This is a genomic window from Vibrio sp. 10N.222.49.C9, from assembly GCF_041474985.1.
In the GTDB taxonomy this organism is placed as follows: domain Bacteria; phylum Pseudomonadota; class Gammaproteobacteria; order Enterobacterales; family Vibrionaceae; genus Vibrio; species Vibrio crassostreae_C.
Genome location: NZ_JBFRVD010000007.1, coordinates 45,220 through 60,541, shown reverse-complemented (window position 1 = coordinate 60,541; position 15,322 = coordinate 45,220). Strand labels below are relative to the sequence as shown.

Sequence of the window (15,322 nt, the reverse complement as noted above, 5' to 3'; positions counted from 1 at the left end):
CATCACACAGCATATGATTTCTCTGCTCTTCGAATCTCGATTACTCGTCACTGTAACTTAGATACAAAAAAGGCTGCACAGAGGCAGCCTTTCAATCAAACAAAGCGAGTGAGATTAAACCGAGAATGGGTACTTAATCGCTTCGTGGCATTCGTAACCTTCAACCCAGAAGTCATCCATCGTTACCCATGTTTCCAAATCTTCTAGAGACTTAATCTGAGGATTGATATGGAATGTTGGGCCAGCTAACGGCTCACGCTTTAACTGGATATCACGCATAGGTGCAAGTTGATCTTCGTAAATATGAGCATTTACTAGCTTATGGTAAGCCACGCCAGCTTTCTTACCCGTGATTTGCGCCATGATAGCTAGGAAGACATACACTTGAACCATGTTGAAGTTCAGGCCTAGGGGTACATCGCAAGAGCGCTGAGTGCTGTTTAGGTACAGAGTATCACCAAGTAGTGAGAAGTGATGGCTGTACATACACGGACGCAAACATCCCATGTGGAACTCACCTGGGTTGTAGAAGTTTAAGATCTCGCCGCGGTCATCAATACCGTTAGTTAGATCATCAACAATCTTCTTCAGTTGGTCGATATGACCGCCGTCAGGTTTTGCCCATGCACGTCCTTGAACGCCATAAACACGGCCCATGTCATCTTCACCCTTGCGGTAAGGGTTATTCAGCCATGCTTCATTCAGGTTAGAATTCGCATCCCAAGTTTTAGTCCCTAGCTTACGAAAATCTTCAGCATTGTCGTAACCACGGATATAGCCAAGCAGCTCAGCAACTGCGGCTTTCCAAAAACTCTTACGCGTTGTTACCAGTGGGAATTGGTTATTACCAACATCATATTCAAGGTCAGCATTGATCACGGTTAGGCAACGCTTGCCCGTGCGTTCATTTTCAATCCAAGTACCGTCATCAACGATACGCTGACAGAGATCTAAATACTGTTTCACACCAATTCCTTACTTCGTTTGTTGTGGTAATTCGTCTTTGTAGTGACCACGCTTGTATGCCCACACCATCATCAGCACACCGATGATAACCATTGGCAGTGACAAAATTTGTCCCATAGAGATAAATCCACCGAACAAACCTAGGTGAGCATCAGGTTCACGTACGTATTCTACTAAGAAGCGGAATGTACCATATCCTGCTAGGAATAACCCTGATACAGAACCAAGAGGACGCGGCTTTTTGATAAACCAGTTCAAGATGAAGAACAGCACAATCCCTTCAAGTGCCATTTCATAAAGCTGAGATGGGTGACGAGGAAGTGGACCACCGTTAGGGAACACAATCGCCCATGGCACATCAGTCACACGGCCCCAAAGCTCGCTGTTCATGAAGTTACCTAAGCGTCCCATGCCTAAACCAAATGGCACCAATGGTGCAATCATGTCTGCCACACCAAAGAAGGTTCGACCGTTCTTTTTGGCATACCAAAACATGGCAGTAATAACACCAAGCAAGCCACCGTGGAAAGACATACCGCCAGTCCATACCTTAAATAGGTACAGTGGGTCTGCTAGGAAAAGGTCAAAGTTGTAGAAAAGTACGTAGCCAATACGACCACCCAACACCACACCTAGAAAGCCAGCAAACAGTAAGTCTGATACTTGCTCTCGAGTCCAACCACTACCCGGTTGATCAGCTCGGCGATTTGCTAACCAAAGAGCAAACATAAAACCGACAAGGTACATTAGGCCGTACCAACGAACTGAGATTGGTCCTAGTTCAATAAGAACAGGATCGATATTTGGGAATTCGATAAAACCCTGAGACATACTTGGCTCTCTATCTAAATTGATTAACGGTTAGCTCAATGACTAACAGAAAAGACACTACAGCAGCATTGTGGCTGCTATAAACATTAAAAATACCGCAAAGAATTTCTTCAGCACAGGGGTTGGCAATTGAGTGGCCAGTTTCGCACCCACTCGAGTGGTCAAAACTGAGGTACAAGATATCGCGATCAAAGCCGGTAGATAAACATAACCCAAGCTATACGCAGGAAGATCATCGACAGAAGATCCATGCCAAATGAAACCTAGCATTCCCGAAATCGCGATAACACAACCGCATACCGAAGATGAGCCGACGGCTTTACGCATTTCCACACCGTGATGGTTAAGGAAAGGTACCGATAAAGACCCACCGCCAATGCCCGCTAAGCTTGATACCAAACCAATCCCGCCGCCACACAACACGGTTTTAGCTGAACCCGGCATCGATTTTTGGCTCTTGGAGCGAATCGACAATAGCATTTGCAACGCCAACACCAAAACAATCACACCAAAGACTTTTGGTAAGTATTGAGCTGGAATTACATCGGCCACGAAAGAGCCGAGGAAGCCACCTATCACCACACCTGGCATCAACCATTTAACGACAAACATCTCTACGTTACCCAACTTTAGATGGTTAATCGCAGACGATCCCGACGTAACGATGATGGTTGATAGCGAAGTAGCCAATGCCATTTGCATCGCAAACTCTTGGGGGATACCCGCTTTAGGAAGCAAAAACAGTAAGGCAGGAACAACCAGCAAACCACCACCAATGCCTAGCAAGCCTGCTAAAACACCAACAATAGCACCAAGGCCCGCTAACAAGCCTATCAGTTCATATGACACGTTAAATCCTATTTTTTACCTGCTCGAATGAAGCCTGTAAATTCACGCTCTTCGAAATAGTTCAGCATCATACTATAGATGTCACTACCATACGGTTTTGAAAGTGCCTTATTTGCCAAATCCTGTAATTCAGCCAAGTTCGATTGACGAATCAAATATTTGGTTCTTGCGACATTCGAGGTATTCATACTTAACGTCTCATACCCCAATCCAATCAATAGCAGCGCGCCCATCGGGTCACCGGCTAACTCGCCACAAATACAAACAGGTAATTGATATTGCTTACAAGTATCATGAATTTGTTTTAATGCCATGATCACCGCAGGGTGCATTGATTCATAGACATCGGATACTCGTGAATTGTTCCGATCAACCGCTAATAAATATTGGGTTAAGTCGTTGGTACCGACTGAAACAAAGTCGACCTTATGCGCAATCAGCGGCAGTATGTACAGCATGGATGGCACTTCAATCATGATACCAACGCGAGGCATACGCACTCGGTTATCAAGCTCATGCACTTCATCATACGCTTGTTCAATCAACTGTAGCGCGTCATCCAACTCCTGTGCACCAGAGATCATCGGCAGCAAAATACTCAAGTTATGGCTTTCACAGCTCGCACGTAGCATGGCACGTAACTGAATAATAAAGATGTCAGGATGATCGAGCGTAAACCGAATACCACGCCAACCAAGGAATGGATTGTCCTCTTCGATAGGAAAATACGGTAAGGCCTTATCACCACCGATATCGAGTGTACGCATCACCACTTGTTTCTCTGGGTAGCTTGCCAGTACAGAACGATACTGCTTGAATTGTTCATCCTCTGACGGGAATCTTTGCTGCAACAAGAAAGAAATTTCAGTTCGATACAGCCCTACGCCATCAACGCCTTGGTTGATAGCGATGTTAGTGTCTGCACTTAAACCCGCATTAAGCAGAATTTCGACTTGCTTGTTGTCTTGCGTTTTTGCCGGTAGGTACAGCTCGCGATTGACCATAGAGGAGAGCTCACTCTCTTCTAGAATCAGCCCTCGATACTCTTTGAGCAGGCTTTTAGTCGGCTCAATAAAGATCTCACCGCTATACCCATCAACAATCGCTCGCTTGCCATTAGCTTGAGCTAGGTTGAGGTTTACCCCCATGACGGAAGGTATGCCAAGCGCTCGAGATAAAATCGCTGCGTGCGAGTTCGCCGCCCCTTCCAAGGAAATCACCGCTAAGAGCTTTTCTTTGGGAATAGACGCTAATACCGAAGCGGTTAACTCACGAACCACTAGGATAATCGGCTTATCTAACGTGCGAAGTTCATGTTCAGAGTTGTGGAGGAAATAGAGCAGCCTTTGTCCGAGCTCTCGGATGTCTTGTGCTCTCTCACGAAGATACACGTCCGACATACGAGCAAAGCGATTAGAATAACTCTCTACAACCTGTCTTAGTGCCCAATCGGCTTTATCGCCTTTCTGGATTTGGCTTTTTAGATCCTTACGCAGCATAGGATCGTTGAGTAAGTGAGTAAACAGGTCAAAGATCGCCAACGCATCTTTATTGATTTCGCTATCTAAGCGCTTTCGCATGCGCTTAAAGTCATTGAGGGCGTTTTCAACCGCTACCGCCAACAACTCATGCTCTCTCTCTATATTGAGCGTCGAAGCAGGATAAACATCGGTGAGTTCAGGCTGAGTGTTGTCCCACCATAAGTCACCAATCGCCACGCCCGATGAAGCTGCAATACCTTTAGTAGCCGGTAGCTTCTGTTGCTCTAACAGCCAATGGCCTTGAGTTTGGGCGTGCGCCACAATAACGGCAAGTTGTGCAGAGAGCGTGACAAGGAAGGATTCTTCCATCTCACTAAATAAACGTGGGGTCTTCTGTTGAATGACCAATACACCGAGCACTTGCTTGCGGTGGATAATCGGAGTACCGAGAAAAGAGTGATAGACGTTTTCTCCAAGCTCTGGAAAAAACTTATAAGCAGGGTGAGCAGACGCTTGTGCAAGGTTGATAGGTTCAGCACTTCTTTTAACAAGGCCAACCAGACCTTCGTCAAAACCAATGTGAATGCTATTGCCTTTGAAGATCAGGCCTTGAGTTGCCATCAACTCAAGGCGCTGCATATCATTATTTGCCAAATATACGGTGCAACATTCCGTCTGCATCGCACTGCATGTCTCTTTAACCAAAATATCAAGAGCCGTCGACACATCTTCAACTCTTGATACGTGTTCAACTATTTCCCTTAGTTGACTGAGCATGCTTAACCTCTACGCAATTTGCGCTTTCCTTTTATTTTTCGCTCTTTAAACGGCATTGCTAAAGATGCGAACTCTTTCATCGCTCGACGGTAAACATCTCGCTTGAAAGAAACAACTTGTCGAACTGGGTACCAGTAACTCACCCAACGCCAACCATCAAACTCAGGTGTACTTCCACGCTGCATATTGATATGCGATTCATCGCAATCTAAGCGCAAAAGGAACCACTTCTGTTTTTGTCCAATACAGACAGGTTTAGAATCCCACCGAACCAGTCGTTTGGGTAGCTTGTAGCGTAACCAATGACGACTTGTCGCGACGATCTTTACATCCTTTTTAGTAAGGCCAACCTCTTCATACAACTCGCGGTACATTGCCTGTTCCGGAGTCTCACCTTCATCTATTCCCCCTTGAGGGAATTGCCATGAATGTTGCCCGTATCGTTTAGCCCAGAAGACCTGACCATGGTTGTTACAGATTACAATACCAACATTTAATCGGTAACCATCGCCATCTATCACTGGCCAACCTCTATCTAAATTTTTAATTACTCTGATTTTTCCACATATCCCCAATCGGAGCAAACTTAGTGACGTGATAAGCGCTATATTTATGAATAATAACTAGGAATATGGATAAGTTTTGCTCAAATTCTAGTTACCCACACAATAGTGAGACATAGACCACATTTATTCACCTTTTCTGTGAATAACTATGTGAAGAATTACCCGCAATCGTTTTTTTTAATCCATAGATTCATCAACACCAAAAACAACAAATCAGTCAAAATAATTTTATTATTATATAAATCAGTAAATTAAAATAACATTCTAGTTTTAAAAAACATTAGAAATGTAAAAGATCTTTCAGAAACCTGACATGGTTAAAGATCAACCACTCCGATGTTTATCCACACTACTAAGTGAAAGATTCATTTTGAACCCCATTTGGCAAGCATTTTATCCACCATAAACCCCTGTTTATTTATCCACTAAATTAATATTTCAATTAATTACCTTTATGTCCTGTGGATAACCCTGAGTTTGATCCCTTCTCTCGCAAGGAGATCATTTCTTAACCAGTCGTCATTTGGTGATAACTTCTGATAAAATCATTTTTTTGATCATGCCTTTTATTATGAAACCAGAACCACAAACACAACAAGAGCTGTTAGAGCGCGCGTATGCCATCGCCGGAATGACCTTTAAAGAGCTCGCTGACGAAGCTGAGATGGTGATGCCAAACGACCTTAAGCGTGATAAAGGCTGGGTTGGGCAGCTATTGGAATGGCACTTGGGTGCACCTGCAGGCAGTAAGCCAGAACAAGATTTTGCCAAGCTCGGTATCGAGCTAAAAAGCATTCCGATTAGCTACTCTGGCAAGCCACTCGAAACCACCTTTGTGTGTGTTGCTCCTTTGATGGGTGTGCAAGGCATAACTTGGGAAACCAGCCACGTTCGAAACAAGCTGTCTAAGGTGTTGTGGATCCCTGTCGAGGGAGAAAGAGAGATCCCGCTAGCAGAGAGGCATGTAGGATCCCCATTATTATGGACACCTAGCCAAGCTGAAGACGAACTCTTGAAGCGAGATTGGGAAGAACTGATGGAGTTGATCGTTTTAGGCAATGTTGAACAGATAACAGCAAGACACGGTGAAGCACTGCATTTACGTCCGAAGGCTGCTAACAGTCGTGTGTTAACGGAAGCTTACGGTGCAAGCGGAAAACCTATCAAAACTAAACCACGTGGTTTCTATCTGCGAACTCAATTCACCCATAAATTACTGACAACACATTACGCATAGATCGTTTAATCGAGCCTCGATAGCCAAAACTATCAGTGCGTTAAAAAACAGTCTGGAATTAGAATCAATATCTCGCTACCAACGCCTCTTAATGAGGTTTGAGCGCCAGTTCAATATCACAGTAGCTTTGGCTTGGCTCATTACCAAACTCATCATAGGCGTTGTGTAAGCGAAGATACGCCTTTTCAAAGCCGAGCCGGAGTAACTCCTCTTTCACTTGATCCAAGGATCCAAAGTGAAGCGGCTCGCCGTCTTGCTTTACCGGTTCTAGCTTATGTTTGTACTCCACCGCCAATAGATATTCTGAAATATCAGAACAGCCAATAACGTACACTTTGGGTGTTTGATAAGAGTCTTTGTGCTCTCCATGTAACCACATGTCTAACTGATGCTTTTGCATAACCGGCCTCCCTTGCTCTCTATAGCTTAGTAGAACTCTATTTCTTTACTAGGGCACGTTGATTTTTCTCGATTAAAAAAACAAAAAAGAGAAGCCAATGCTTCTCTTTTTTGTCCAGTTCTAGTTCAAAAGCGCTCACTTTTGACACCTAACTATCACCGTCAATGATTTAGGGGGTTGAAAGGTGCGATCAACCCCGCAGATTACGTCGGTATTCGCGCACTTAAGACACGACGAAGGTGACGTACTCGACGTTCAATCGTGACGACTTCTGGTTCAGAAAAACCAATCGGTCGACCGTCAGCTTCAAGACCAATATCTCTTAGTAAGTGAGTATTGTTCCATGGTAGATCATATGAACTGCGACGAACTTTTCGTTGCCATTCACGCTCTTCACGACGAAGGTCTGCACGGATAAGGACTGTTGCTAATTTTAAATATACTGAGTGACGCATAATAACTCTCCAGTTGTTGAATAAACTGAGGAAAAATAGCGTGTTAGATCGTATGAGGGTTTCTCACTTAGCTGCTATTTTTCCGCAGCCAAATAAGGATACGGATCTATTAGTTAGGTTTATCTTGGGTGTTTCGATCGGCCATGGCTGATGTTTGTGACATAACAGTCACCATGTCAGAACACGGATCAAACGACGCGCAAATATGCTGTATAAAATCGAAATGTTTCATTTGCGCCTCCAAGCTAACTAAGAAATCCAAAAAGAAATGGGGTAGTGAAAGCAGACAAGTCTTTGTTAAAACGCTGCTTTCACGGTTAAAGTCTAACCAAGTGAGTATATTATTCAACCGCTAATTGGCTCACATTTTTAAAACAATGCATTCACCTGGAATATCAGTTGCATATTCATTTATATATAAGATATTCACTATTATTATATAAAATCACAGAACATATCTCTTAGTGACCTAGGGGGCATCTCTCAATTGTTCGAATGTGAACACAGCGACTAACAACAAAAAGAGCCACGCATGATGCGTCGCTCTTAAATTTACATTAACAGATTGAATCACTTAGCAAAGAATTCTAAATAACGCCCTCAGAAATAAGGCTGTGTTTATTCAATAAACGGTACATCGTTGCTCGTGATACTCCGAGCTCCTTAGCAGCCAACGAGACCTGTCCACCGTAAGATTCCAATACAATCAACAATGCATCGCGCTCTGAACGCTCACGAATGCTTTTCAAACTGCGACGTTCATCATTCTGTTTTGGTAAATCAAGTTGGTGATCTTCTATGATCACGGCATCCGACATCAGAACAACACGCTTTATCTGATTCATCAGCTCACGAACGTTGCCTGGCCAGTGGTAGCGATTCATTGAACGAATAGCATCCTCTGAGAAACTCTTAGCCTGAGCATTAAACTCTTTCGAGTACTCACGTAAGAAATGATTCGCTAACACAGAAATATCGCTCACACGTTCTTTTAAGCTTGGAACATGAATACGCAGAACATTGATATAGTGATAAAGCTCTTCATTGAAGTCGCCCTCGATCAACGCCTTCTCGATATCAGAGGAGTTCGCGGCCAGAATACGCACATCGACAGATTTAGGTCCATTCGCAGTTTCAATCTTACCTTCTTGTAGAAAGCGCAACAGGTTCAGTTGTTGATTGCGTGGCATCGCTAAAACATCATTAAGCAAGATGGTTCCGCCATCGGCTTCTTCCAACATACAAGGCGCAGTCGCTGACTGTGCTGATATGCCAAACACCTCGGCCTCTATTCTCATTTCAGACAAGGCACGACAGTTAACCGTTAAAAATGGTTTCTGTGCTCGCGACGAATTTTGATGAATCGAGCGTGCAATCGTCTCTTTACCAGCCCCACTCTCGCCATAAATCAAGATACTGACATCAGTCGGCCCAATACGCTTTACTTGGTCTCTCAAGCGCTTCACGGCCACAGAATCGCCTAGCAGTCCCATGTTGTTATTGATGCCGTAGTTTGGCCATACCTTCTGCTCAAGCTTAAGCATACCCAGTTGGTGACCAATGGTACTCAGCAATTGAGCATCTGGGATTGGTGCCGTGAAAAAGTCGATACAGAAGTTGACGATAAACTGGCAGATCGTATCAGAGCTTAATTGAGATTCACGGATAAAGGCGAGCCATCTCACCTGCTTGTTATTGCTCACAAGGTTAGCAATACCGTTAAGACTGAACTCATCATGACTAAGATCGACAATACCAATACATGGGCCAATATCAGCAATCAAGGCATCGGCTTTTCGTAAATCTGCACACTGGGTACACTGCCAACCCACTTGTTCTAACACTGATAACCAGGGTTCGTACGCACCACCAACGACGATAAGAGAACCTGGTAAGGAATCCATCTTAAATTGAGTTCCCATCCTTCTTCCTTATTCTATTTTTATTTAAATCAGACTAATACGAGTCACTGCTTCATCGTTCGACAAAATGCCGCGAGAGCGTATTCAGCGCAGAGACGTATAGTAGTGAGACTATCTTAGATTTTATGTCTCAATAGTAAGACTATGTCAGAAATAACGATTTTTCGAATCAAGAGTGCGGTACAGACTAGGTTTTGAAGCCCCAAAACAGAAAAAGCCACCCGAAGGTGGCTTTTTAATTACATAGGCTGTTACGCCCTATAAGCGAGAATTACGCCTGTGGACGCATTGCCGGGAACAAGATCACGTCACGGATTGTGTGCGTGTTTGTAAATAGCATCGCTAGACGGTCGATACCGATACCTTGACCCGCTGTTGGCGGTAGGCCGTGCTCTAGTGCAGTAATGTAGTCTGCATCGTAGTACATCGCTTCGTCATCACCCGCGTCTTTCGCGTTAACTTGCGCTTTGAAACGCTCGTCTTGGTCTTGTGCATCGTTAAGCTCAGAGAAACCGTTCGCTACTTCACGGCCACCGATGAAGAACTCAAAACGGTCTGTGAAGAATGGGTTGTCATCGCTACGACGTGCTAGAGGAGAAATGTCCGCTGGGTAGCCAGTGATGAACGTTGGTTGAATTAGCTGAGGCTCAGCCGTTTCACCAAAGATCTCTTCTAGAAGCTGACCACATGTCCAGAACGTTTCTACGTCTACGTGTACAGATTTTGCGATAGCAACCATCTTCTCACGGTCTTGTAGATCTGCTTCTGTTAGCGCTTGAATCTCAGCGTGCTCAGGGTTGTAGTTTTTGATTGCATCGAACATGCTCATGCGAGCGTAAGTACCACCGAACTCAACCGTTTCGTCACCGTAAGGCATAGAAGTAGAACCAAGAACGTCCATTGCTGCCGTGCTTAGCATCTCTTCTGTCAGATCCATAAGGTCTTTGTAGTCAGAGTACGCTTGGTAGAATTCCATCATAGTGAATTCTGGGTTGTGACGTGGAGATAGACCTTCGTTACGGAAGTTACGGTTGATCTCGAATACACGGTCAAAACCACCCACCACTAGACGCTTAAGGTAAAGCTCTGGTGCAACACGTAGGTACATGTCGATGTCTAGTGCATTGTGGTGAGTGATGAATGGACGTGCAGTTGCGCCACCCGGGATCACGTGCATCATTGGCGTTTCAACTTCTAGGTAGCCTTTCGCGCTCATGAAGTTACGGATTGAAGATACAAGCTTAGAACGCACGATGAATGCATTGCGAGAGTCTTCGTTCACGATTAGGTCAACGTAACGCTGACGGTAACGCATCTCTTGGTCAGTGAGACCGTGGAACTTCTCTGGTAGAGGACGAAGTGCTTTAGTCAGCAATTCAAACTCTTCCATGTTCACGTAAAGATCGCCTTTACCCGATTTATGAAGCGCACCTTTAACACCGATGATGTCACCGATATCTAGGCCTTGGTACTTCTCTTTCAGTACTTTTTGTACGTCTTTCGCTGCGTATGCTTGGATACGACCAGAAGTTTCTTGAATCGCAAGGAATGGACCACGCTTCGCCATAACACGACCAGCGATCGCAACGATGTGGTTAAGCTCTTCTAGCTCTTCCTTAGTCTTCTCACCGAATTCCGCTTGAAGATCGCCAGCTAGGTGCTCACGACGGAAGTCATTTGGGTGACCGTTAGCTTTGCAGTTTTGGCGGATGTGATCCAGCTTGCTGCGGCGCTCAGCGATTAGTTTGTTCTCTTCAGGTGAAGAAGCTTCTTGTGCGTTTTCGTTTTGAACAGCATCAGTCATTAGAGATGTACCCTGCTTTTAAAATTTGGACCGCTATATTTTTGCAAATATAGGCATTTTTACCAATATTATTGGTAAAGCTTAATAGTTGATAAAGCTTACAGACCTGATTTCAGGCTAGCTTCAATAAACTTGTCTAAGTCACCGTCAAGAACCGCTTGAGTATTACGGTTTTCGATGCCGGTGCGTAAATCTTTGATACGAGAATCATCCAGCACGTAAGAGCGGATTTGACTGCCCCAACCGATGTCTGATTTCGTCTCTTCGCTCGCTTGTTTTTCAGCATTTTGTTTTTGAATCTCAAGTTCAAAAAGCTTAGCACGTAGCTGCTTCATCGCTTGATCTTTGTTCTTATGCTGCGAACGGTCATTCTGACACTGAACCACAGTGTTAGTCGGAACGTGAGTAATACGTACCGCTGATTCCGTGGTGTTTACGTGCTGACCACCAGCGCCAGAGGCACGGTATACGTCAATACGTAGGTCAGAAGGATTAATGTCGATCGTAATGTTGTCATCAATCTCAGGATAGATAAACGCAGATGCAAACGAAGTATGACGACGACCACTTGAATCAAATGGTGACTTACGAACTAGACGGTGAACACCAGTCTCTGTGCGTAACCAACCGTAAGCATACTCACCAGAAATACGTACCGTTGCGCCTTTAAGGCCAGCAACATCACCATCCGACACTTCGATAACTTCAGTCTTGAAGCCTTTCGAATCTGCCCAACGTAAGTACATGCGCAACATCATTGAAGTCCAGTCTTGAGCTTCTGTACCGCCCGAACCTGACTGTAAATCGATGTAGCAATCTGATGCATCGTGATCACCAGAGAACATACGACGGAATTCCAGCTTCTCTAGCTTAGCTTCAAGCTCGGCCAGTTCTGGTTCAATTTCATCGAACGTTTCTTGATCTTCTTCTTCAACCGCAAGCTCTAATAGGCCATCAACATCCTCAACACCTTGGTCAAGTTGGTCGATCGTTTCTACTACCGCTTCCAATGCAGAACGTTCTTTACCTAGCGCTTGAGCACGCTCAGGTTCGTTCCATACATCCGGTTGTTCTAATTCTGCGTTTACTTCTTCTAGACGCTCTTTCTTAGCGTCATAGTCAAAGATACCCCCTCAGGATATTTGTGCGCTCAGACACATCCTGCAGACGGTTTTTTATAGGATTGATTTCAAACATTTTAGCTCATCATTTATGAGTAGAATTTAACCGAAGAATTGTACTCAAAAGTGTGACGGAGATACAGAATTTTTTAGAGTGGTGAACCAAGATTCAACAACTTAATGGGATATAAAATTGACAGGCATAAAAAACACGTAAATTTTGTAAGGACAGGAAGGAAAACAAGCCCTGTTTTTGAACAGAGCTTGTTGAATTTGGCACTATATGATGAGCATTATTGAGCCCAAAATCACTATTTGGCTTCGATATGATCAATCATCAGCTGCAAAGATTGGTTGCCACGAAACTCGTTAATATCGAGCTTAAATGCAAGGTGCACAGTTTTCACCGAAGCATCAGGCCAGCGGCGTAGGTCCACATTAAAGGCGATACCATCAATCATCACATTGGTCGGGTGACCTTTGTAGAGCGGCTCCAACATCAACTTAAGATGTTTTTCACCCACCAACTTTTGATGCAGTACTTTAAATTCACCATCGAAGATTGGCTCAGGGAAAGCTTGTCCCCACGGGCCACCTGAACGCAGCGTTTCAGCGGTGTGCATCGAGAACTCTTCTGGTAACAGCTCACCATCAGACAAGATAATGCCCTTCAGTGCTGTTTCTCCAAGTTCATTCTTCACCACATCATTGAACAGCTTGCTGAAGCGTTCAAAGTCCTTTTCCATGATGGTTAAACCAGCCGCCATTGCGTGGCCACCAAATTTAAGAATCAAGCCAGGGTTTTGAGTATCAATTCGGTCCAATGCATCACGCATGTGCAGACCCGGAATTGAACGACATGAACCTTTGATACTGCCTTCGCCGCCATCTGCAAACGCAATCACTGGGCGGTGGTATTTGTCTTTGATACGCGAAGCCAAAATACCAATCACACCTTGGTGCCAATCACGTTGGAATAGTGCCAAGCCAGAAGGTAGGTCGTCTTTACCAAATTCAAGGCGCTCACAAAAAGCCATCGCTTCTTGCTTCATACCCTCTTCGATCTCTTTACGTGTTTGGTTCAAGCCATCTAACTCACTCGCCATTCGACGAGCCGCATGGATGTTGTTACTCATTAGCAGCTCAACACCAAAAGACATGTCGTCTAATCGACCAGCTGCATTGATACGAGGACCAAGAGCAAAGCCAAAGTCAGACGCCACCAAACGCTTAGCGTCTCGCTTAGCAATTTCGATCAAGGCTTGAATGCCCGGACGAGCTTTACCCGCACGAATACGTTGCAAACCTTGATGAACTAAAATTCGGTTGTTTTCATCGAGTGGAACCACGTCGGCAACCGTACCCAGCGCCACAAGGTCAATCAGTTCCATCAACTTAGGTTCTGTCATGCCGCGCTCTGCAAACCAACCCAATTTACGCATGTGAACACACAATGCCATCATCAGGTAAAAAGCGACACCAACTCCCGCTAGGGCTTTCGAAGGAAAAGCACAACTTTCAAGGTTTGGGTTAACCATAGCATCGACCATTGGCAGTTCATTGCCCGGCAAGTGATGATCGGTAACCAGAACCTCTAGCCCTTTCTCTTTAGCAAAGCGAACACCTTCAATTGAAGATACACCGTTGTCGACCGTCATGATCACTTCAGCACCAAGCTCGATTGCCTGTTCAACAACCTCAGGGCTCAAGCCATAACCATCTTCAAAACGGTTTGGTACCAGATAGTCGACGTTAGAGCTGCCGAGCATACGTAACGCTAAAACAGACAGCGCCGAGCTGGTCGCGCCATCGGCATCAAAGTCACCAACAATGATGATGCGTTTTTGCTGCTGAATAGCTTTGAACAACAGCTCAACCGCAGCATCAATGCCGCCCAGTTTTTGATAAGAGTGCAAGCCTTTCGCTGCTGTCTCTAGTTGGTCGGCACTGTCGATTCCACGACTCACATAAATGCGCTTTAACAAGTCAGGTAAGTGAGCAGGTAAGACTGAAATGTCGACCTCAGGACGGCGTTGGATCTCTATCATATAAAAATGGGCCCGCTATCAATCAGGCCACTCCTTAAATCAAAAACATGGGGGATAAATTGGCAATACAGAAAACGAGATTATTGCTCTAAACGTTGAAGAAGTTGTGCTGGCGGTAAGTAACCACTCACCAACTCACCACTTGCTAGCACGATAGCCGGTGTGCCATTGATGCCAAGCTCACGACCCAGTTGGTATTGTTTAGCAATGATCTGCTTTTGCTCTGCTAGGTCTTTACCAGACGCTGGCATTTGACGGTTTACTTTAGCGTCATGCATCGCTGTTTTTGGATCATCTGACGCCCAGATTGCTGCCATTTGATCGGCAACTTGCCCTGTCGCACCTTGGCGTGGGTAAGCCATGTAACGAACGGTGATACCCAAATCGTTGTAGCCTTGCATTTGGCTGTGCAGACGAACACAGTAGCCGCACGTAATGTCAGTAAATACCGTCACAACATACTTTTCGTTATCGGCTTTGTATTCAATAACCGTATCCGACATCGCTGCCACTTTTTCAGCATTCAGCGGAGCTTGACGCTCAGCCAAAACATCACTGAACTTTCCGTTTTCATCCAAAGAGTAAAGAGTGCCGGCTAGAAAGTGATCGCCCTCTGGAGAAGAAAAGATAATGCCGCTGTTGGTTTGAACTTCTAAAAGACCATCGATATCCGAAGGCACAATCTTATCGACCTTAATACCGATTTTTTCAAAACGCTTAGTTAACGCAGCTGTATCAATAGCTTGAGCTGGAGCAGCTTCTACGGCTGTTGATGTTGTTTCTACTTTCGCTTCTGATGCATTACATGCAGTAATCATAAGAGGAAGCGCTAGTAGAGGAAGACGGCGTAATACGCTCATTAAGT

At 44.8% G+C, this 15,322-nt stretch carries 13 protein-coding genes; 1 reads left to right on the top strand and 12 read right to left on the bottom strand.

Going from position 1 to position 15,322, the window contains the following annotated elements; translation table 11 throughout:
- Positions 1 to 114 precede the first annotated feature (114 nt).
- The 5 genes from AB4585_RS01975 to rppH are packed head-to-tail and all read right to left on the bottom strand — an operon-like array spanning position 115 to position 5,425.
- On the bottom strand, positions 115 to 966 hold the full coding sequence (locus AB4585_RS01975) for a thymidylate synthase (RefSeq protein ID WP_017059339.1): 852 nt from the start codon (positions 964 to 966) through the stop codon (positions 115 to 117).
- A 9-nt stretch (positions 967 to 975) separates the two neighbouring features.
- Positions 976 to 1,797 carry a prolipoprotein diacylglyceryl transferase gene (gene lgt / locus AB4585_RS01970; RefSeq protein ID WP_017059338.1) on the bottom strand — a complete coding sequence of 274 codons (822 nt, stop codon included), beginning with the start codon at positions 1,795 to 1,797 and terminating at the stop codon, positions 976 to 978.
- A gap of 57 nt (positions 1,798 to 1,854) precedes the next feature.
- Positions 1,855 to 2,646 (bottom strand): sulfite exporter TauE/SafE family protein, encoded by a 792-nt coding sequence (locus AB4585_RS01965; protein ID WP_017059337.1) that lies wholly within the window; start codon positions 2,644 to 2,646, stop codon positions 1,855 to 1,857.
- A gap of 8 nt (positions 2,647 to 2,654) precedes the next feature.
- Positions 2,655 to 4,904, bottom strand: coding sequence for a phosphoenolpyruvate--protein phosphotransferase (gene ptsP / locus AB4585_RS01960; RefSeq protein ID WP_017059336.1), 2,250 nt, complete (start codon positions 4,902 to 4,904; stop codon positions 2,655 to 2,657).
- A gap of 2 nt (positions 4,905 to 4,906) precedes the next feature.
- A complete protein-coding gene (rppH, locus tag AB4585_RS01955) occupies positions 4,907 to 5,425 on the bottom strand; it encodes an RNA pyrophosphohydrolase (RefSeq protein ID WP_017059335.1) in 519 nt (172 codons plus the stop codon).
- Positions 5,426 to 6,041: 616 nt separating this feature from the next.
- Here rppH and mutH point away from each other — a divergent pair.
- Positions 6,042 to 6,707: a DNA mismatch repair endonuclease MutH gene (gene mutH, locus AB4585_RS01950; protein WP_032546406.1), complete on the top strand. Its 666-nt coding sequence runs from the start codon at positions 6,042 to 6,044 to the stop codon at positions 6,705 to 6,707.
- Between the two features lie 88 nt (positions 6,708 to 6,795).
- Here the strand turns inward: mutH and AB4585_RS01945 are convergent, their stop codons facing one another.
- The 7 genes from AB4585_RS01945 to AB4585_RS01915 form a co-directional block, all read right to left on the bottom strand.
- Positions 6,796 to 7,107 carry a DUF6482 family protein gene (locus tag AB4585_RS01945; protein WP_004735016.1) on the bottom strand — a complete coding sequence of 104 codons (312 nt, stop codon included), beginning with the start codon at positions 7,105 to 7,107 and terminating at the stop codon, positions 6,796 to 6,798.
- A gap of 203 nt (positions 7,108 to 7,310) precedes the next feature.
- Positions 7,311 to 7,562 carry a hypothetical protein gene (locus tag AB4585_RS01940; RefSeq protein WP_004735015.1) on the bottom strand — a complete coding sequence of 84 codons (252 nt, stop codon included), beginning with the start codon at positions 7,560 to 7,562 and terminating at the stop codon, positions 7,311 to 7,313.
- 587 nt (positions 7,563 to 8,149) lie between these two features.
- A complete protein-coding gene (vpsR, locus tag AB4585_RS01935) occupies positions 8,150 to 9,484 on the bottom strand; it encodes a cyclic-di-GMP-binding transcriptional regulator VpsR (RefSeq protein ID WP_136973917.1) in 1,335 nt (444 codons plus the stop codon).
- A 271-nt stretch (positions 9,485 to 9,755) separates the two neighbouring features.
- Positions 9,756 to 11,288 (bottom strand): lysine--tRNA ligase, encoded by a 1,533-nt coding sequence (gene lysS, locus AB4585_RS01930; protein WP_372155291.1) that lies wholly within the window; start codon positions 11,286 to 11,288, stop codon positions 9,756 to 9,758.
- 98 nt (positions 11,289 to 11,386) lie between these two features.
- Positions 11,387 to 12,485 (bottom strand): peptide chain release factor 2 gene (gene prfB / locus AB4585_RS01925; RefSeq protein WP_100208942.1). Its coding sequence is split into 2 segments (ribosomal slippage): positions 11,387 to 12,409 and positions 12,411 to 12,485, totalling 1,098 coding nucleotides; the frame shifts between segments, so codons are not numbered across the junction.
- 235 nt (positions 12,486 to 12,720) lie between these two features.
- Complete coding sequence (gene recJ, locus AB4585_RS01920; protein WP_017059329.1) at positions 12,721 to 14,457, bottom strand: single-stranded-DNA-specific exonuclease RecJ; 1,737 nt, start codon at positions 14,455 to 14,457, stop codon at positions 12,721 to 12,723.
- An 80-nt stretch (positions 14,458 to 14,537) separates the two neighbouring features.
- Positions 14,538 to 15,317, bottom strand: coding sequence for a thioredoxin fold domain-containing protein (locus AB4585_RS01915; RefSeq protein WP_017062874.1), 780 nt, complete (start codon positions 15,315 to 15,317; stop codon positions 14,538 to 14,540).
- Between the last annotated feature and the right edge of the window lie 5 nt (positions 15,318 to 15,322).

Bases quoted from the DNA above. Each gene is read 5' to 3' on its own strand.
- lgt (WP_017059338.1), bottom strand. From the start codon at position 1,797: ATGTCTCAGGGTTTTATCGAATTCCCAAATATCGATCCTGTTCTTATT.
- ptsP (WP_017059336.1), bottom strand. From the start codon at position 4,904: ATGCTCAGTCAACTAAGGGAAATAGTTGAACACGTATCAAGAGTTGAA.
- mutH (WP_032546406.1), top strand. From the start codon at position 6,042: ATGAAACCAGAACCACAAACACAACAAGAGCTGTTAGAGCGCGCGTAT.
- AB4585_RS01945 (WP_004735016.1), bottom strand. From the start codon at position 7,107: ATGCAAAAGCATCAGTTAGACATGTGGTTACATGGAGAGCACAAAGAC.
- AB4585_RS01940 (WP_004735015.1), bottom strand. From the start codon at position 7,562: ATGCGTCACTCAGTATATTTAAAATTAGCAACAGTCCTTATCCGTGCA.
- vpsR (WP_136973917.1), bottom strand. From the start codon at position 9,484: ATGGGAACTCAATTTAAGATGGATTCCTTACCAGGTTCTCTTATCGTC.
- lysS (WP_372155291.1), bottom strand. From the start codon at position 11,288: ATGACTGATGCTGTTCAAAACGAAAACGCACAAGAAGCTTCTTCACCT.
- recJ (WP_017059329.1), bottom strand. From the start codon at position 14,457: ATGATAGAGATCCAACGCCGTCCTGAGGTCGACATTTCAGTCTTACCT.
- AB4585_RS01915 (WP_017062874.1), bottom strand. From the start codon at position 15,317: ATGAGCGTATTACGCCGTCTTCCTCTACTAGCGCTTCCTCTTATGATT.